This window comes from Rhodoferax bucti (assembly GCF_005876985.1).
Taxonomy (GTDB): Bacteria; Pseudomonadota; Gammaproteobacteria; order Burkholderiales; family Burkholderiaceae_C; genus Allorhodoferax; species Allorhodoferax bucti.
The window spans coordinates 151,014-168,283 of sequence record NZ_VAHD01000002.1 but is presented as its reverse complement, the minus strand read 5'-3'; the positions used below and the strand labels follow the sequence as shown (position 1 = coordinate 168,283).

16 protein-coding genes are annotated in these 17,270 nt (G+C 61.9%); 8 read left to right on the top strand and 8 right to left on the bottom strand.

From position 1 onward, the window contains the following. Positions 1-20: 20 nt before the first annotated feature. The 3 genes from mads1 to FDM28_RS07245 all read right to left on the bottom strand — a co-directional run bounded on the left by mads1 (position 21) and on the right by FDM28_RS07245 (position 1,865). Complete coding sequence (gene mads1, locus FDM28_RS07255) at positions 21-221, bottom strand: methylation-associated defense system helix-turn-helix domain-containing protein MAD1 (RefSeq protein ID WP_138514504.1); 201 nt, start codon at positions 219-221, stop codon at positions 21-23. 103 nt (positions 222-324) lie between these two features. After that, on the bottom strand, positions 325-1,143 hold the full coding sequence (locus FDM28_RS07250) for a hypothetical protein (protein WP_138514503.1): 819 nt from the start codon (positions 1,141-1,143) through the stop codon (positions 325-327). A gap of 5 nt (positions 1,144-1,148) precedes the next feature. Next, a complete protein-coding gene (locus tag FDM28_RS07245; protein WP_138514502.1) occupies positions 1,149-1,865 on the bottom strand; it encodes a cysteine peptidase family C39 domain-containing protein in 717 nt (238 codons plus the stop codon). A 379-nt stretch (positions 1,866-2,244) separates the two neighbouring features. On the opposite strand from FDM28_RS07245, the gene FDM28_RS07240 reads away from it, so the two are divergent. Together FDM28_RS07240 and FDM28_RS07235 are read left to right on the top strand one after the other, a co-directional pair. Next, on the top strand, positions 2,245-2,466 hold the full coding sequence (locus tag FDM28_RS07240; RefSeq protein ID WP_138514501.1) for a helix-turn-helix domain-containing protein: 222 nt from the start codon (positions 2,245-2,247) through the stop codon (positions 2,464-2,466). A 175-nt stretch (positions 2,467-2,641) separates the two neighbouring features. Beyond that, positions 2,642-3,679, top strand: coding sequence for a phage/plasmid replication domain-containing protein (locus FDM28_RS07235; RefSeq protein ID WP_170211643.1), 1,038 nt, complete (start codon positions 2,642-2,644; stop codon positions 3,677-3,679). Between the two features lie 51 nt (positions 3,680-3,730). Here the strand turns inward: FDM28_RS07235 and FDM28_RS07230 are convergent, their stop codons facing one another. Further along, positions 3,731-4,870, bottom strand: coding sequence for a hypothetical protein (locus FDM28_RS07230; RefSeq protein WP_138514499.1), 1,140 nt, complete (start codon positions 4,868-4,870; stop codon positions 3,731-3,733). A 693-nt stretch (positions 4,871-5,563) separates the two neighbouring features. Next, complete coding sequence (hrcA, locus tag FDM28_RS07225; protein WP_138514498.1) at positions 5,564-6,568, bottom strand: heat-inducible transcriptional repressor HrcA; 1,005 nt, start codon at positions 6,566-6,568, stop codon at positions 5,564-5,566. Between the two features lie 39 nt (positions 6,569-6,607). Between hrcA and FDM28_RS07220 the strand changes: the two genes are divergently transcribed. From FDM28_RS07220 to rapZ, 3 genes are read left to right on the top strand one after another with little or no spacing between them, the layout of a single operon-like run. Further along, a complete protein-coding gene (locus FDM28_RS07220) occupies positions 6,608-7,504 on the top strand; it encodes an NAD kinase (protein WP_138514497.1) in 897 nt (298 codons plus the stop codon). 20 nt (positions 7,505-7,524) lie between these two features. Next, on the top strand, positions 7,525-9,174 hold the full coding sequence (recN, locus tag FDM28_RS07215; RefSeq protein ID WP_138514496.1) for a DNA repair protein RecN: 1,650 nt from the start codon (positions 7,525-7,527) through the stop codon (positions 9,172-9,174). Positions 9,175-9,201: 27 nt separating this feature from the next. Continuing rightward, the gene (gene rapZ / locus FDM28_RS07210; RefSeq protein WP_138515199.1) at positions 9,202-10,080 is read left to right on the top strand and encodes an RNase adapter RapZ; all 879 of its coding nucleotides are present in this window, start codon (positions 9,202-9,204) and stop codon (positions 10,078-10,080) included. A 108-nt stretch (positions 10,081-10,188) separates the two neighbouring features. On the opposite strand, the gene mutY is transcribed toward rapZ, so the two are convergent. The 3 genes from mutY to mutM are packed head-to-tail and all read right to left on the bottom strand — an operon-like array spanning position 10,189 to position 14,076. Continuing rightward, positions 10,189-11,259 carry an A/G-specific adenine glycosylase gene (gene mutY, locus FDM28_RS07205; RefSeq protein ID WP_138514495.1) on the bottom strand — a complete coding sequence of 357 codons (1,071 nt, stop codon included), beginning with the start codon at positions 11,257-11,259 and terminating at the stop codon, positions 10,189-10,191. Beyond that, positions 11,256-13,217 (bottom strand): dynamin family protein, encoded by a 1,962-nt coding sequence (locus FDM28_RS07200; protein WP_138514494.1) that lies wholly within the window; start codon positions 13,215-13,217, stop codon positions 11,256-11,258. The genes mutY and FDM28_RS07200 overlap by 4 nt, the downstream gene beginning before the upstream one ends. A 43-nt stretch (positions 13,218-13,260) precedes the next feature. Continuing rightward, positions 13,261-14,076 carry a bifunctional DNA-formamidopyrimidine glycosylase/DNA-(apurinic or apyrimidinic site) lyase gene (gene mutM / locus FDM28_RS07195; protein WP_138514493.1) on the bottom strand — a complete coding sequence of 272 codons (816 nt, stop codon included), beginning with the start codon at positions 14,074-14,076 and terminating at the stop codon, positions 13,261-13,263. Positions 14,077-14,115: 39 nt separating this feature from the next. Between mutM and FDM28_RS07190 the strand changes: the two genes are divergently transcribed. Genes FDM28_RS07190 through ispE form a run of 3 tightly spaced genes read left to right on the top strand, consistent with a single transcriptional unit; the run spans position 14,116 to position 17,267 of the window. Further along, positions 14,116-15,855, top strand: a complete 1,740-nt coding sequence (locus FDM28_RS07190; RefSeq protein WP_240791935.1) for a tetratricopeptide repeat protein — start codon at positions 14,116-14,118, stop codon at positions 15,853-15,855. Further along, complete coding sequence (locus FDM28_RS07185; protein WP_138514491.1) at positions 15,852-16,358, top strand: outer membrane lipoprotein LolB; 507 nt, start codon at positions 15,852-15,854, stop codon at positions 16,356-16,358. The genes FDM28_RS07190 and FDM28_RS07185 overlap by 4 nt, the downstream gene beginning before the upstream one ends. Positions 16,359-16,391: 33 nt before the next feature. Continuing rightward, a complete protein-coding gene (gene ispE / locus FDM28_RS07180) occupies positions 16,392-17,267 on the top strand; it encodes a 4-(cytidine 5'-diphospho)-2-C-methyl-D-erythritol kinase (RefSeq protein ID WP_138514490.1) in 876 nt (291 codons plus the stop codon). Positions 17,268-17,270: the final 3 nt, after the last annotated feature.

Here is a 17,270-nt window from a genome sequence, read left to right as displayed (position 1 = left end):
CCCGGTTGATGCAGTTGTTATCACTCTCCGGCCCCGCCTTCAGATTGACTGGCTATCCAACCATCGATATCCGAGCGCCTGAAGCGCCAAGATCCGCCAACCTTGAACGCTGGCATCTTCTTGGCCGACAACAACCGGTAGATCGTCCGTTCATTGACCTTGAGGTATTCAGCTACCTCGCGGATAGTCATGATCTCTGCGTTGTCGGCTGTGCTGGACATAGCCTTGGTAAATCTGTCTAGATTTGGCAAGGATAGTCGAAAAATGGCACCGAACATTTGCTAGCCAGAAGATTCCGGCTCTGTTGAACTGAGCCGTAGCCTGCTAAGCGAGGCGCGGTTGCACGCGGGTTGAGATCTCTTCAAGGAGACCGTCCGGTACACCTTTCACTTGGACGGCACAGCGCAAGACTGAAAGCCTGTCTCGCAGACGGTCGTGCTGAGTAAACCGAGCCGACAGTGCACGCTGCATCGTCTCTCGGTATTGATCCCCAGCTGGTTGACTTTGCAACCCCTTCGCCAAAGACCACGGCCAATCTCGCGGGTGCGCCGTCCGCCAGTACAGCCCATCCAGAACAAAGGGGTACTCACTGGCGGGATGTAGCCAGCCTAATTCGTCAGCCGGAGAGTTCACGACAACGAGCGGAACCTCCGCTCGCGCGCTCTCCGGCGACAACTCAATGACTCCGTCAAGATCTGGCCGGTAGCTGACGCTGCACCAACCCCGATCCAGCAACCGAAGACGCAGTAGGTAGTCGCTGCCGAGGCAACTCAGGTCAGCCCGCAAGAACACGGACTCTGCCTTTCCAACACGCCTGAGGCCTGACCACTGGTCGGGAGTCAGTGAAAGCCGTGGCTCGCATGCGGCGAAGAGCCCGTCGACATCCTCGGACGGCACGACGTCGAACCGATAGCCCAACGTCAGTGGCGCGCCGCTGGACCGAACCCCAATGACCGTGCCAGTTTGGCAGCGGGCAAACCTCAAGGGTGATCTGAAAATCAGTGCGGAGTCCGCGAAGTGGATCGCCATCGCACCAGCCAGCAAACTGTCAGCCACGACGCCAACCTTCTTGCCAGCCGCACGCCATGGCTGGATCAGGTCGATTCGCCTGATGGGCTGAATCAGCAACTGTTCCAGCAGCATGGGGGTCACTCCGACGACTCGTTGCCTGCGCCGATCTCGGTAGCTGGCACTTCAGAGGTGTCGCCGCCCAAAGCGTCGGTTGACGTCGGCCCCGAAGCTGGCGACACATCGCCGCCTTCAGCCGACCCTATCGGCGTCACCGGTGCCTTCTTCTTTGCGGCCGGTTTGGGCTTCCCGGCCGACGCCTTGACCACTGCCGTTTTGGGAGTCTTGGCCGTTGCCTCACCAGCCATATTGGCTTCTGGGCTAGCCAACTCGACCACTTCCGCCGCAGCCTTCTTGGTGCTCTTCTTGGGCGAGCCCGCTTGCTCAACGAGAAGCACCGGCACGAATGTGTCCAGCTTGATGCGATTCCAGTCCCGCCGCTCCTGCTGCTTGAGCCAGAAGCCAGGGTCGAGCACGCGCTCGTCGCCGTCTGGCAACCGCTCGAACACGACCAAGTGCGAATTGCCCGTGCTCGGCATCTTGCGCGTCTCCATGATCGCCAGCGAAGGCATGGCAGCCAGGCTCTTGAACGGTGCCTTCTTGCCATGGCCGATGCCGAAATGGGCCAACAGCTTGAAGAGGTTTTCGTGGGTGGTCGTGTACGGGCCATCTTTCGGATAGCCCAACTCCTTGATCGCAACCTTGCGCACCGTTGCCAGGGACTGGCCACTGACCATGGCGACGCAGGCCAAGCCGCAGTCCGTCAGCGTCTCTTGGGTAACCAGCTTCACGGCCATTTCGTCTCTCCTTTGCCGATTCGGTTCATCTCTCGTTCCTTTCGAGGTTGAGCACGGCATGCAGCGGCGCGCCAGTGCTGCCAAGGGCACGGGCTGTCATGTGTGCGGTGGGGGATTTGCGGCAATGCCGCAGCGAGTCGCGAGCGCAGCGGCCAGTCTGGTCGGTGGCCGTTTCGGCTCGCGCTTTACCGTTTTAGCCGCCTGCGATCAGGAGTGGCAAGCGCCGTGTGACTTCGCCAGACGCTAGTTCTGGATGCCGGTCATCGTGGTCCTTTGCAAGGTCTCTCGCCCACAAAACGTGCGATTTGCAGATCAACAAACTGCGCGCTTTTCGTTAACCGAAACCTACATTGGACCCATCGAAACGACGGAGCGATGAATGAAGCAGATTGAGATCAACAACGAGTTGCTGACCGAGGCCCAGGCGGCAGCCTACTTGGGGCTGAAGAACCCCAAAACGCTGGCGGTCTGGCGATGCACCAAACGGTACCCGCTGACCTACGTGAAGTACGGGCGCACGGTGCGATACCGCCGCAAGGACCTGGATGCCTTCATCGAATCAGGCGTGACCCGCATTCAAGCGCCGGAGGTCAGCAAATGACGCCGTAGACCTTGACCATTTTGCGCCGGGTCCTGGCGCGACCACACCGTGTAATACATGAATAGCTGTTCATATTGGTTATGCAGATATGCCATGTATGACTTGATGAGACATACCAGCTTATAGACCTACCACTACCAATATGGGTCTATGGCATGAAGGAAGTGAGATTGAGATGTTGACTGAAAAAATGATTTTTGTGGATACCACTGCCACGCAATTCAACCTGACGGAGTCTATGGACAGCGAGGCGTCGCAACCCAGCAATGCACGTTCGGGACCGCCCCGCGCCAGGCGCATGTCGGTTCCGGGCGACTTTGCCGATAAAGATCTGCACGCCCTTCATCTGCCCTCGAAGAATATCTTGATTGTGGAGGGCAGCGTCAACAACTACAAACAAGGCCATAACGTCTTCGGCTCGTGCAACGTGCCGGAACAGGTGCTGAGTGCGTTCAAGGCTACGCACTGCAAGTGGTGCTACGAATTCTCCGAACAGGAAAAGCGCCGAATTGAAGCAGACGAAGGCATGACACTGAAGCGACTGGACGTTGGGGTGAATCTGGCCCTGCCGCCAGATACGCCGATCAGCCGCGTGCTGGTCGAACTGGCACACAAGATGGTTGACGCGGGAATCGACACGTCCACCTATGGCTACGGCGAAACGGTCTACCGGAGCCAGCACTCGCAGAGTTCCTCGCACAAGTTCTATGACAAGGCCAAGCAGTTGTACGACACGCGAGGCCTGCCGTCTAACTTGCCGAATCGGGACGCCATCATGGAGTTCGCCAAAACGGTGATTCGGTCCGAGATCGTGCTCCGCTATCCAAAGATGAAAATCTTGGAGATGACCAAGCCCCGCGATTGGACCTTCGCCAAGCTGAAGGCCGAACTGGTCAGCGCCTTCGACAGGTTGCATCTCAGCGGGACAGTGCGTGCGGGTTTAAGCGCGCTGGACCTCCGCGACGTGAAGCACATGTACCGCACAACCTACCGCTGCTGGGAACACGGCGACGATTTGCAGGTTCTGCTGGAGCCCAAGGCCTACAAGCGTCAGGTGGCCTATTTCGAGTCCATCGGCTTCGACATCACAACACCCCCGCCAGTGAGCGGCGAGGAGACGCCGTTGGGTGACATCTTCACGCTGTCCAATGCGGTGGAGCCGCCGCCCGAACTGTGGGGCGACGATGACGACGCAGAAGCCGTTGAATGCTGACCAGGCTGGTGATGCGTCTATCGCGTGGCGCATCACCGCCCGGAAGTCCAGTCAATCAGCCTTCATCGCGAAAGCCATGGCGACGATCTGCCGGAAGGCTTCGTCGCTTTCTTCAATGTACTTCTCGCTACGCGCCCGCCAATTCGGCACCATGGCGGAAGAGCCAATGGCGGCTCCGATCAGGTCGATCAAGCCTGTGTTCTTGCGGCGCCGTTGGGCCGCCTTCCCCACCGCGCCACCGGTCGGATGGTCAAGATGTCCGTAGTCAGCGTGGAATTGCCTGACGATCAGGTCGCGGTCCAGTCTCGGATTCAGAGTGCCTTGAGCTATTCGTGCTTCAGCGAGTGCGTCCCAGGTTCTGAGCCAAAACGGGTGCAGTTCAACATGCTTGAGCAAGACCCGGCCGACTTTCGCTGCCGCCCGCGGGGAGAATTCGCCCGCGAAGTCTTCATCCCGAAGAACCGCCTTGCCCATCAACTTTCGGCCGGGGGCCGGCAATGGATCAAGCGCACGCTGTGGGCGCTTTCTTGCAATGGTCTGTGCCCGCTCGAACTCGTGCCGAATTGACTCGACCTGCTGATCGAACGATGCATCGAGCCGGAGGCGAACCAGCACCTCGTTGGCGCGAAGGTAGGTGCTGATGTTTTGTGGGCGGTCTGCCGGTGCCTCGTTGGAGATAACCGAGACAGCCGCAGCCGGCGCACCGAACAGGCCGCTCTTGCGCAAGTGGTCGAAATGCGTGGCAGGGTTCGGCACGTAGGTGATCCCCCACAGGTCCATGACCCAGCGGTATCGGTTCATCACGAACCATGGTTGCCCCGCTTTCTCCTGCGCCGCGATATAGGAGCCGAAGGTCTCGTCCTGACCTGCAATGGGCGGTTCGCACTGGTGACCACGCAAGGGGCATGTAGCCCAGCCCGGAAAAGCCGGGGGGCTGTCGCTGGTGTAGAAATGCTTGGGACTCGACTTAAAAAAGCTGGGCGACTTGATGCCCAGCTGATCGAGCTTGCGATGTTGCCTGCGGTAGCGCGGCATGCGCCGCAGCAGTTCCCAGGCCAGTCGCAGGTAGTCGTTGCGCGTGTAGCTGTCCAGCGGCTTGAGCGCCGGATACTGGTCTTGCTTGCGCCAGTTTGCGCCCGGCGCAAACAGCTCGTGCGACTCTTCGTTACCCGCCTCAAAGCGCAGCCACATGGGGCGGTCTGCGGGGCTTGAAGGAGTGCGGGGCATGGGCTCAGTTGTCTTATGAATGGTAGGCCGTGTTGGACTTGAACCAACGACCAAAGGATTCAGGTTTGCATGAGTTTCCTCATTCCCTGGACTATCTCACCACCCTCGCCGCGAATTGCTTCGCGCGTTAGGGTGCCGGGCGCTCTTGGGGTGCTTATCGGATTGGCTCCTCACACCCTAGTCTCTGCACCTTCTCGCCTACCGGTCCTTTGACCTGCCTTCGGCGAGCTTGGCTCAGGATTGCCGGGCCATTGACTGGCTGACGGTTTCCCTGAGTTCACCCGGTTTTTCCATTGCCGCTTTCACGGCAAGGTCACCATTTCGATGAGTCCTCTGCTCTAACCAACTGAGCTAACGGCCCATTCATAAAACAACTTCAACTCACTGCGCTTTCAACACCCCGAGGGGCGCCGAAAACCGCCATTTCTCCTTCAGTAGCAAGAATGTAGCAAGCGACCCTCAGCCGACTTCCTCGGTAGCAATCCGGCGAAATCGCCAGAACGCTGTAAGTGCTTGATTTCAAAGCGTTGGAATCAAGCAACCAATCCGAAAGAAACCGCCGGTTAATCGCTTTGGCCTCTTGATTATGAGTCCTCTGCTCTAACCAACTGAGCTAACGGCCCAACCGAACCGATGATTGTACCGGGGTAGCGGGGGCTATTTGTGGTGGCTCAGCGCGTTGCTGACCAGCTTGGAGGTAATGTCCACGATCTGGATCATGCGGTCGTAGGCCATGCGCGTGGGGCCGATGACGCCCAGCGTGCCGACCACCTTGCCATCCACCTCGTACGGGCTACTAACGATGGACAGGTCTTCAAACGGCACCACCTGGCTCTCGCCGCCAATGAAGATGCGCACACCTTCAGCCTGGCCGGTGACGTCCAGCAAGCGCATGAGCTGCGCCTTTTGCTCAAACAAATCAAACGCGCGGCGCAGATGGCCCATGTCGCTGGAAAAGTCCGATACCGAGAGCAGGTTGCGCTCGCCAGAGATCACCACCTCGTCCTGCGACTCGCTGATGGCCTCGGAGCTGGCGTGCACGGCGGCCTGCATCAGGGTGGCAATTTCGCTGCGCAGGCTGTCCACCTCGTTTTGCAGGCGCTTGCGCACCTCTTCAATCTCCAGCCCGGCGTAGTGCGTATTGAGGAAGTTAGCGCCCTCCACCAGCTGGCTTTGGGCGTAGTCCACCTCGGTGTAGATGACGCGGTTTTGCACGTCACCGTCGGGTGACACGATGATGACCAGCAGGCGCTTTTCGGACAGGCGCAAAAATTCAATGTGCCGAAACGCCGAGGTGCGGCGCGGCGCGATGACCACGCCCACAAACTGCGAGAGGCTGGACAGCAGGTTGGCCGCGTTGGAGATGACGCGTTGCGGCTGGTCGGGTGCCAGGCTGTGGGTGGGCATGGCGCCCTGCTGCACGGTGAGCATGGTGTCCACAAACAGGCGGTAACCGCGTGCGGTGGGGATGCGCCCGGCCGAGGTGTGGGGGCTGACGATGAGGCCCAAGTCCTCCAGGTCCGACATGACGTTGCGGATGGTGGCGGGCGAGAGGTCGAGGCCAGACTCTTTGGAGAGCGTGCGGCTGCCGACGGGCTGTCCATCGGCGATATAGCGCTCCACCAGCGCCTTCATCAACAACTTGGAACGATCATCGAGCATGCGGCCATTTTAGTAACCTATTTAGTGTCTAATTTGCGCATGTTGTCCCAATTTAGGCATGTCGCTCTGATCGGCAAGTACCAATCCACCGGCACCAGCGCTGCGGGGGCCTCGTCCCGCAAATCGCTGGACGAGATTGCCCACTATCTGATGGACCAGGGCTGCGAGGTGGTGATCGAGGCGGACACCGCCACCAACACGGGCCTAAGCAACTACACCACGCTGGATGTGGCGGGCATTGGCAGCCACTGCGACCTCGCCCTGGTGGTGGGTGGCGATGGCACCATGCTGGGCATTGGCCGCCAGCTGGCGCGCTACCAGGTGCCGCTGATCGGCATCAACTCCGGGCGGCTGGGCTTCATTACCGACATCCGCTTCGAGCAATATAAAGCCACGCTGGCCCCCATGTTGGCCGGCCACTACGAGGTGGACGACCGTTCCCTGATGCACGCGCGGGTGATGCGCGACGGCCACTGCGTGTTTGAGGCCGAGGCCATGAACGACGTGGTGGTGAACCGTGGCGCGACCTCGGGCATGGTGGAGCTGCGGGTGGAGGTGGACGGACACTTTGTGGCCAACCAGCGGGCGGACGGGCTGATCATTGCCTCGCCCACGGGCTCCACCGCTTACGCCATGTCGGCTGGCGGGCCGCTGTTGCACCCCTCGATTGCCGCGTGGGTGATGGTGCCGATTGCGCCACATACCCTGTCAAATCGGCCGATAGCGCTCGCCGACAGTGCGCGGATAGCTATCGAAATAGTAGCAGGGCGCGATGCCAGCGCCAACTTTGACATGCAGAGCCTGGCCAGCCTGATGCACGGCGACCGCATTGAGGTAACCCGCTCGGAGCACAAGGTGCGCTTTTTACACCCCAAGGGCTGGACCTACTTTGACACCCTGCGCCAGAAAATGCATTGGAATGAAGGGGTGGCCTGAGCGCCACCAAAAGTGAACACATGGCACTCAAGCGAATTGTTCTCAGAGACTTTGTGATCGTCAGCGAACTGGAGCTGGACTTGGAGTCCGGCTTTTCGGTGCTGACGGGAGAAACCGGCGCGGGCAAATCCATCCTGATTGATGCGCTACAGCTGGTTACCGGCGCGCGCGCCGACACTGGCGTGATCCGCGAAGGTGCGGCCCGCACCGATGTGAGCGCCGAGTTTGACAACGCACCGGGCCTGCAAGCTGTGCTTGACGAAGCCGGTTTCGAAGCTGGCGACACCCTGCTGCTGCGCCGCACGGTGGACACACAAGGTAAAAGCCGCGCCTGGGTCAATGGCAGCCCCGCCACCGCCCAGCAGCTGCGCACCATCGGCGAGCAGCTGCTGGACATTCACGGCCAACACGCTTGGCAAAGCCTAACCCGACCCGAGGCCGTGCGCGGCCTGCTGGACGCCTATGCCAAGGTAGATACCAGCGCCTTGAGTAGCCTGTGGGCCAGCTGGCGCCAAGCCCAACAAGCCCTCACCCAAGCCCAAGCCGCCCAAGACAGCCTGCAGCGGGAGCGCGAGCGCCTGGCCTGGCAAATTGGCGAGGTGGACAAGCTCAACCCCGGCACCGACGAGTGGCCCGAGCTCAACGCCAGCCACAGTCGCCTGGCCAACGGGCAGGCGCTGATTGACGCGGCCCAAGGCGCCGTCAACCTGCTGGAAGACGACGACACCAACGCCTTGGCCCCGCTGCATGCCGCGCTGCAGCTGCTGCAAGCCCAGTCGCACCTGGAAACCGAATTCAAAGACGCCATTGAGGCCCTGAACTCCAGCGTCGCGCAGATAGAAGACACGGTGCACAGCCTGCGCAGCTACGCGCGCCGCGCTGAGCTGGACCCGGAGCGGCTGGCCGAGCTGGACGAACGCATGTCGCTCTGGGTGAGCCTGGCGCGCCGCTACAAACGCCCGCCCGAAGAGCTGGCCGAGTTGTGGGCCAGCTGGAAGACCGAGCTGGCCCAGCTGGACGCCGCTGCTGACCTGGACGGCCTGCAAGCCAAAGAGCGCAAGGCCCAGGCCGCCTTCATGGCGGAGGCCAAAGCCCTCTCCAAACAACGTGCCAAGGCCGCGCCTCTGTTGGCTCAAAGCATCACTCAAGCCATGCAAGGCTTGGGCATGCAGGGCGGCCGGTTTGAGGTGGCGCTGGAGCCCCTGGCCCAGCCCCAAGCCAGCGGCTTGGAAGACGTGCAGTTTCTGACCGCCGGCCATGCGGGCAGCACACCGCGCCCGGTGGGCAAGGTAGCGTCGGGTGGCGAGCTGTCGCGCATGGCGCTGGCCATTGCGGTGACCACCAGCCGCTTGGGCACCGCCCAGACCTTGATATTTGACGAGGTGGATTCCGGCGTGGGCGGCGCAGTGGCCGAGACCGTGGGCCGCCTTATGCAGCAGTTGGGCAGCGACCGCCAGGTGCTGGCCGTGACGCACCTGCCCCAGGTAGCCGCTTGCGCGCACCACCATTTGGTGGTGTCCAAGCAGCTGCAAGGCAGCGCCACCCTGAGCACGGTGGCACCCGTGGGCGGCGAGCAGCGCGTAGCCGAAATTGCCCGCATGCTGGGTGGGGAAAAGCTTTCGGGCACTACGCTGGCGCATGCCAAAGAAATGCTGGATTCAGGCCTGTAAATGAGCAACATGCCCCCCCCTTCGTCAATGCCCATGGAGATTGTGCTCATCACCGGCATGTCCGGCTCGGGCAAGTCGGTGGCGCTCCACGCGCTGGAAGACGCTGGCTTTTACTGCGTGGACAACCTGCCACCCGAGCTGCTGCTGCCATTTGTAGAGCTGGAGAAGACCCACAACGCGCAGCGCGTAGCCATCGCCATGGATGTGCGCAGTGCAACTTCCCTGCCACTGGTGCCCCAGCAACTGGCCGCCGTGCGTGCGCTGGGCGTAACGGTGAAGCCCCTGTTTCTGGACGCCACCACTGACACGCTGGTGCGCCGCTACTCCGAAACACGACGCAAGCACCCGCTGTCGCAAAACAGCTCCGACCATGGTGAGCGCGACGAGCGCCGCGCATTGGTAGACGCCATTGAGCTGGAGCGCGAGCTGCTGGCCGACCTGCGCGAGCAGGCGCATGTGATCGACTCCAGCATCATCCGCCCCTCGCAGCTGCAAGGCTACGTGAAGGCCATGATTGCCGCCCCCGGCGGGCAGCTGACGCTGGTGTTTGAGTCGTTTGCCTTCAAGCGCGGCGTACCCACCGATGCGGACTACATGTTCGATGTGCGCATGCTGCCCAACCCGCATTACGATCCCGAGCTCAAGCACCTGACCGGGCGAGACCAGCCGGTAATCGACTTCCTGAAAGCCCAGGAGGCGGTGGAGCTGATGCAGCACCACATTGCCCATTTTCTGGAAAGCTGGCTGGACGCCCTCGCCAGCGACCACCGCAGCTACGTGACCGTGGCCATCGGCTGCACTGGCGGGCAGCATCGCTCGGTGTACTTGGTAGAGCAGCTGGCGCGCCGCTTCAGCGGCGAGTGGGTGACGCTCAAACGCCACCGCGAGATGGACGCGAGGGACTGAGTACGCCCCCACGCTCCGCCGCTGCGCGGGTCGCTGCCCCCCCCAAGGGGGCGCCTTTGGCAAAACCCCGAGTCCACGCCTTGGGGCGGCCCGGCGACGAAACTCTCTCTAGCCTTCCAACAACTTTCGCACCGGCGCTGGCAAGCCCGCCGCAGCCCACTCGGCAGGGGTAAACCAGTCGCCATCGCCCAAACTTTTTGCTATCAAATCGGTAGCTACTCGCGCACATTCCACCTGCGCTGGATGCATAAATAGGTCTTTATGCGTAAGCACATGGGTGACTGCGGACAAAAACCGTAAGTTGGCAGCCAACGCAGGCGGCAGTGCGGCGCGCAAGGCGTCTTCGCTCTCAAACAGCGGAAAGCATTGCAAGCCTGCCCACACCCCGGGCGTGGGGCGCTTGCTGAGCCACACGGCACCGTCATCCCGCTGCAACCACAGCAGCCACAGGCTCTGGCTGCTGCGCTTGAGCTTGCGGGTGCGTACCGGGTAGCGTTCGGCGTCGCCCGCCTTGGCGGCGGCACATTGGCTGTTCACCGGGCAAAGCAGGCAGCTCGGCTTTTTGGGGCTGCACAGCGAGGCGCCCAAATCCATCATGCCCTGCGTGTAGCGCGGCATCACGCGCGGACCCTCGGCGGCCACTTCGGCCTCGGTGGGGAGCAAGGCAGTAGCGCGGTCCCACAAGGCACGTTCGTTGGTGGTGGAGGCCAGGTCGGCATCAAACCCCAATACGCGGGTGAGCACGCGCTTCACGTTGGCGTCCATGATGGCGACGCGCTCGTCAAAGCAGAGCGAGGCAATCGCCGCGGCGGTGGATCGGCCTATGCCGGGCAGGGTGACCAGTGTGGCCGCATCGCGCGGGAAGGCGCCGCCATGCAGCTCCATCACCAGCTGCGCGCAGCGGTGCAGGTTGCGGGCGCGGCTGTAGTAGCCCAGGCCACTCCAGAGGCCCATGACTTCGTCGCTGCTGGCGGCGGCCAGATCGGCCACCGTGGGGCAGCGGACCAAAAAGCGGCCGAAGTAGCCAATGACGGTGGCCACCTGCGTTTGCTGCAGCATGATTTCCGACAGCCAGACGCAGTAGGGGTCCTGGGTATTTTGCCAAGGCAGGCTGTTGCGGCCATGCTGCGCCTGCCAGCGCACCACGGCGGTGGCAAAACTCTCGGGCGCCGTACTCAAACCAGTTCCACGTCGACTTGGGTGGGCGATTTGGCGCTGCGCTGAGCCGCCACCAGGTAGGAGGTGAGCTCCATCAGCTTGTTGTCCAGCTCGTCCAGCGCACTGCTTTGCTGGTTGATTTCCACAATCCGGTCTTCCAGGCCGCCGGCAGCTTGGGAGATGCGGTCAATCGCCTCGATGCGGCGGGCGAAGTTGCGGCGGCGTTCGCGCAGTTGGGCGTCCAGCTGGGCAGCGGCTGATTTGCTCCACAGCTCCACATCGGCCAGCGCGGCCTCATGGATGTTCCGCAAGCGGGTGGAAAGCGCACGCACCAGGCGGTCTGCAAACTCGGGCTGGGCCAGCTTGAAGGCATTGCCCAGGCCGAGGTACTGCAGGTGGTTGCGCTCCACAGTGTCCAGGTCGGCCGAGAAGCGGGCCATGTCGGGCTCCACCGGCGGCTGCAGCGAGAAGCCGTATTCGGCATTCAACGAGGTAAAGCTGGCCTCCAGCATGCTCTGGATTTCGGCGCACAGACTTTGCACCCGCTGCAGGTTGCCACGCAAGCGGTCAAAAGTTTCGCCATACGCGCGCTTGATGCCCAGCTTCAGGCCTTTTTGCAGCAGCGAGTCGCTCAGGCTGGCCATTTCTTTCTTGAGGTAGGCCGAGCCCAGCACGTTGAACACCTCGCGCAGCAGCTTGAGGTGCACTGAGCGCACAGCGTGGATCTTGGCGCCGCCCTGGTCAAACTCCGCCTGCTCTTGTGAGATGCGGTTGCGCATGTGCTTGATAACGGTGGCGTTTTTGCCCTGCAGGCTTTGCAGCTCCAGCATCTGCTCGGTGAGGTCGCGCTTGCGGATGTTGATGACGCGCCCGGTCTCGGCGCGCAGGTCGGTAATGCCCACCTTCATGGCCGAGGCCAGGATGCTCTGGCGCTTGCCCATCATGCCGTGGCCGAGCACGTCTTCGAGCACCGGCAGGCAGCTCTGGCGTAGCAAGGCGTCGTCTTCCGTGACCTTGGCGACCAGCCCTTTTTGGGCCGACACAGCAATCACCCGCTCTTTGGGAATGCCCAAAATATCGGCGGTGCTGCTGCGCTGGCGGTCAATCTGCGTTTGAATCTGCGCGGGCGAACTCAAGGCGTCCCACAAGGTGTCGATTTTGTTGAGCACCACCAGGCGCGCATCGGGGTCGGTGGACTCGGTGATCAGGTGCTCGCGCCAGATGGACAGGTCGGACTTGGTGACGCCCGTGTCGGCCCCCAGCAAAAACACCACCGCATGGGCTTGCGGAATCAAACTCACCGTCAGCTCCGGCTCAGCGCCGATGGCGTTCAAACCGGGGGTATCCAGAATGACCAACCCCTGCTTGAGCAGCGGATGGGCAATATTGATGAGCGCATGGCGCCAGCGTGGCACTTCGACCATGCCCTGCGCATCCACCATGGGGTTGTCATCCGGCGCCTGGGCATGCCAGAAGCCCAAGGCGCGGGCCTCTTCCTGCGTAACTTTGAGGGTTTCGGCCACCTTCTCCAGCGCTTTGGCGAGTTGCTGCGGGTTGTTCACATCGAGGTCGATGCGGGTCCACTTCTCGGGCGCCATGCGCCACTCCATCAGGGCCTGGGGTTGCAAGCGCGTCTCAATCGGCAAGAGGCGCAAACAGGGCGGAACATCGGCGTCATAGCCCATCTCGGTGGGGCACATGGTGGTGCGGCCGGCGCTGGCAGGCATGATGCGCCGGCCGTACCCTGCGAAAAACAGGGCGTTGATCATCTCGGACTTGCCGCGCGAGAACTCGGCCACAAAGGCCACCATCACTTTGTCGGAGCGCACCTGGGTTTCCAGGCGCAGCAGGCGCTCTTCCACGCCAGCGTCCAGCAACTCGTGGTCCTTGAGCCATTCGGCCAGCAACTTCAGGCGCAGGGCAAAGGCGCGCCGCCAGGTGCCATGTTGGTCAAACTGTTCGTTGAATGATGTAGCCAATGGGTCCCCCGAGCAATCGTTCAATATAGCATCGCGCGCCGGCTCAGCGCTTCTGGCACAGCGGGCAAAAAAAGGTGGAACGCTGCCCCTGCCGGATGGCGCGCACCGGGGTGGCGCACACACGGCAGGGTTGGGCTTCGCGGCCATACACCATGGCCTCCAATTGAAAGTACCCACTCTCGCCATTCGCATTGGAAAAGTCGCGCAGCGTGCTGCCGCCCTTCTCCACCGCGCGGCTGAGCACGTCTTTCACCGCCGCATGCAGCTTGGCCGCCCGGGGCTTGCTGATGCTGTTGGCCGGGCTGGTGGGGCGTATGCCCGCCAGAAACAATGCCTCCGACGCATAGATATTGCCCACGCCCACCACCACCTCGCCGGCCAGCACCACCTGTTTGATAGGCGCCTTGCGCTGGCGCAGACCGGCCTGAAAAGCCGCTAAATCAAAGTCATCGCCCAAGGGCTCCACACCCAAATGCCCCAATAGCTTTTGCGCCACCGGATCGGACTCGCCCTGCGCAAACACCACCGCCCCGAAACGGCGGGGGTCGTGCAGGCGCAAAGTGCCCAGGTCGGTCACCAGATCGAAGTGGTCATGCACGCCAGCGGGCGGCAGTTGGCGGTCAAAAATGACCGAACCCGACATGCCTAGGTGCACCAGCAGCAGACCCCCGCTGAGGTCAACCAGCAAATACTTGCCCCGCCGCCGCACACCGCGCACCCGCATACCGACCAGCGCGGCGGGCTCGCACTGCAGCGGCCAACGCAGGGGCTTGCCCATGCACGCCGACTGGATGGTGGCGCCGGTAATCCGGTCGGCAAAACTCCGGCGGGTTACTTCGACTTCGGGCAATTCAGGCATGGGTGCTCTCGGGTTCGGGGGTTGGATTATTATGGTCTGATGCACCGCACCCAACGCCTCATCGCCATTGCCGCCGTCGTGGCAGGACTCGCCCCTTTCAGCCCCGCACACGCCGCAGCGCCAGAGCCCGCAGTCGTCAACTCGGACCTGAATGCGGCGCTGATGTACCAAATTTTGTTGGCAGAAATCAGTGCCAGCAATGGCGACGACGCCAACGCGTTTTCGCTCACCCTGGATGCGGCGCGCAAAACCAATTCGGCCAAGCTGTTTGAGCGCGCGGTAGAGCTGGGCCTGCGGGCCCGCAATGCGGACTTCGCCATTGAAGCCGCACGCGCCTGGCAACGGGGGTTTCCGACCTCCAAAGACGCCAACCGCTATGTACTGCAGATACTGATAGGCACCAACAAGCTGTCGGAAATTGCCGAGCCCCTGAAGCGCGAGCTTCAGGGCCTGAGCGGCAAAGACCGGGTGGCCAGCATCAACCTGATTCCGCGCTACTTTCCCCGTGTGACCGACAAAACACTGGCTGCCGCCATGGTGGAGCAAGCCCTGGCCGCCGACCTGCCCACCAGCAACTACGGCCCTGCCGCGTGGACAGCGGTCGGCAGCATGCGCCTGGCGGCCAACAACCCCTCTGGCGCACTCGATGCCGCCCAGCGCGGGTCCGCCCTCGATGGTGGCGCCGAAGAGCCTGCAGTCCTGGCATTGAACCTGATGGAGGCCAAAACCCCGTCAGCCGAAACCATTGTGCGCAAGTACCTGAGCGGTAATGCCCTGCCCGACATCCGCATGGCCTATGCCCGCACGCTCATTGGCAGCCAGCGTTATGCCGAAGCCCTGGCGCAAATGAAAACCCTGAATCAGCAAAAACCGGACTTCCCCGACGCCTGGCTGGTGCGGGGCTCGCTGGAGTTGCAAGACAGAGGCAACACCGCAGCAGAAAAGTCGCTGAAAAAATACCTGAGCCTGCTGCCCGCAGAGCAAAACCCGGACGACGAGAGCGAAACCGGCCGTGGCGCGGTGCAAGCCTATTTGCTGCTGGCCCAGATTGCCGAGCAAGACGGCAAGCCCGACGAAGCCAACGCCTACCTGCAGCGCATCAAAAGCCCGCAAGACGCCTTGCGCGTGACCACCCGCCGCGCCATGCTGCTGGCCCGCCAAGGCAAGCTCGACGAAGCCCGCGCCGCCATCCGCAGCGCCCCGGAGCTGCAGGCCGACGATGCCCGCACCAAGCTGGCCACCGAAATCCAGCTGCTGCGCGAATACAAAAAAATGGACGAGGCTTATGCGCTGCTGGGCCAGGCCGTCAAAACCTACCCCGCGGACACCACCTTCGCCTACGACCAGGCCATGGTCGCCGAGAAGCTGGGCCGCATTGACGAGATGGAGCGCCTGCTGCGCCAGCTGATCAGCAAAGCACCGGATTACCACCACGCCTACAACGCGCTGGGCTACTCGCTGGCCGATCGCAATGTGCGCCTGCCGGAAGCGCGCCAGCTCATCCAAAAAGCGCTCGAATTTGCGCCTGCAGACCCCTTCATTGTGGACAGCCTCGCTTGGGTCGAATACCGCAGCGGCAACCTGCCCGAGGCACAGCGCCTGTTGGAGCAGGCCTATGCCAGCCGGCAGGATGCCGAAATTGCCGCCCACTTGGGTGAAGTGCTGTGGGTGTCCGGCCAGCGCGAAGCCGCCGCCAAAGTCTGGCGCCAAGGGCTGGAGCAGCAAAAAGACAACGAAACCCTGCTCGAAACCTTGAAGCGCATTCAGCCCGCTTTATGAAGCGCCGGAATTTCGCGCGGTTAGGCAGCACCCTGCTGCTCACCGCTACGGTTTTGATAGCTGGTTGCGCACACAAGACGGGCGCTAACGCCCTATTTCCTGCTGAAGCACAGTGGAGCGGCCGGCTGGCACTCAAGGTACAAAGCACGCCACCCCAGGCCTTCAGCGCCGACTTTGAACTGGGCGGCGGACCGCAGCAGGGCCTACTCGTCTTCTTCTCCCCGCTGGGCACCACGGCAGCTCGCCTGCAATGGGCACCGGGCGTAGCCACGCTGGCGGCAGACGGTGAAACCCGCTCTTTTAATTCCCTGAGCGCACTCGCTTTGCAAGCCACCGGCGCAGAATTGCCGATTGAGGCCTTGTTTGACTGGCTGCAAGGCCGGGCTACCGATGTGCCGGGCTGGACGGCAGACCTGTCAGCCTTGGCGCAGGGCCGGCTGCAGGCGGTGCGTGCGGCCGGAGAACTCCCCCGCGTCGAGCTGCGCATCCTGCTGCAGCGCTGAGGGCAAGGGGCGTGCTGCGGGGATAATCGCGGCATGCAGTCGCTCTACGACATCCCCGCCCCCGCCAAGCTCAATTTGTTTCTCCATATCGTGGGCCGCCGCGACGATGGCTACCACTTGCTGCAATCCCCCTTCATGCTGATTGATTGGTGCGACACATTGCACTTCAGCAAGCGCAGTGATGGCCGCATCAGCCGTGAAGACCTCAGCTGGGCCTTGCCGGAAGACGACCTCGTGACGCGCGCCGCCCGTGCCCTGCAACACGCAAGTGCTTGCACGCTGGGGGCCCACATCGGCATTCATAAATCCATTCCGGCGCAGGCGGGCATGGGTGGTGGCTCATCCGATGCCGCATCCACCCTGCTCGCACTCAACCGTCTCTGGGGTCTCCGCTTACCTCTGGAAGCCTTGGCAAAAATCGGCCTATCCTTGGGGGCTGATGTGCCTTTCTTTCTGGGTGGTCGTAACGCCTTGGTGGAAGGCATCGGAGAAAAACTCACCCCTGTCGACATCCCAGTTTCAGGCTGGTTGGTGGTCAAGCCGGATGCCGGATTGGAAACAAAAAGAATTTTTTCTGATCCGAACTTGAAACGTGACTCAGAGTGCGCTACAATCTATGGCTTCGCTGCACACGAAATCGATAAGACATTCAGTCAAACTCGAAATGACTTGCAGGCCATAGCCCAGACGCTATGCCCCGAGGTTAATCAAGCCCTTCAGTGGTTAGATTCCAAAGGCTTAAGCAGTCGGATGACTGGTTCAGGAAGCGCAGTTTTTGCGCACCTCAACCAAGACGTCAATCTGGATGATGCGCCCAGCAACTTTGAAGTCAAGTTGTGCAGCAGTTTGGATGTTCACCCCCTTCAGGGATGGGCACCCAGCGACGGTTTATCGGTGGGTAGCATTTAGCTA

What these genes read in the sequence shown, in the direction of transcription:
- mads1 (WP_138514504.1), bottom strand. Translation starts at nt 221, where the DNA reads ATGTCCAGCACAGCCGACAACGCAGAGATCATGACTATCCGCGAGGTA.
- FDM28_RS07250 (WP_138514503.1), bottom strand. Translation starts at nt 1,143, where the DNA reads ATGCTGCTGGAACAGTTGCTGATTCAGCCCATCAGGCGAATCGACCTG.
- FDM28_RS07245 (WP_138514502.1), bottom strand. Translation starts at nt 1,865, where the DNA reads ATGGCCGTGAAGCTGGTTACCCAAGAGACGCTGACGGACTGCGGCTTG.
- FDM28_RS07240 (WP_138514501.1), top strand. Translation starts at nt 2,245, where the DNA reads ATGAAGCAGATTGAGATCAACAACGAGTTGCTGACCGAGGCCCAGGCG.
- FDM28_RS07235 (WP_170211643.1), top strand. Translation starts at nt 2,642, where the DNA reads ATGTTGACTGAAAAAATGATTTTTGTGGATACCACTGCCACGCAATTC.
- FDM28_RS07230 (WP_138514499.1), bottom strand. Translation starts at nt 4,870, where the DNA reads ATGTGGCTGCGCTTTGAGGCGGGTAACGAAGAGTCGCACGAGCTGTTT.
- hrcA (WP_138514498.1), bottom strand. Translation starts at nt 6,568, where the DNA reads ATGCTCGATGATCGTTCCAAGTTGTTGATGAAGGCGCTGGTGGAGCGC.
- FDM28_RS07220 (WP_138514497.1), top strand. Translation starts at nt 6,608, where the DNA reads ATGTTGTCCCAATTTAGGCATGTCGCTCTGATCGGCAAGTACCAATCC.
- recN (WP_138514496.1), top strand. Translation starts at nt 7,525, where the DNA reads ATGGCACTCAAGCGAATTGTTCTCAGAGACTTTGTGATCGTCAGCGAA.
- rapZ (WP_138515199.1), top strand. Translation starts at nt 9,202, where the DNA reads ATGCCCATGGAGATTGTGCTCATCACCGGCATGTCCGGCTCGGGCAAG.
- mutM (WP_138514493.1), bottom strand. Translation starts at nt 14,076, where the DNA reads ATGCCTGAATTGCCCGAAGTCGAAGTAACCCGCCGGAGTTTTGCCGAC.
- FDM28_RS07190 (WP_240791935.1), top strand. Translation starts at nt 14,116, where the DNA reads ATGCACCGCACCCAACGCCTCATCGCCATTGCCGCCGTCGTGGCAGGA.
- FDM28_RS07185 (WP_138514491.1), top strand. Translation starts at nt 15,852, where the DNA reads ATGAAGCGCCGGAATTTCGCGCGGTTAGGCAGCACCCTGCTGCTCACC.
- ispE (WP_138514490.1), top strand. Translation starts at nt 16,392, where the DNA reads ATGCAGTCGCTCTACGACATCCCCGCCCCCGCCAAGCTCAATTTGTTT.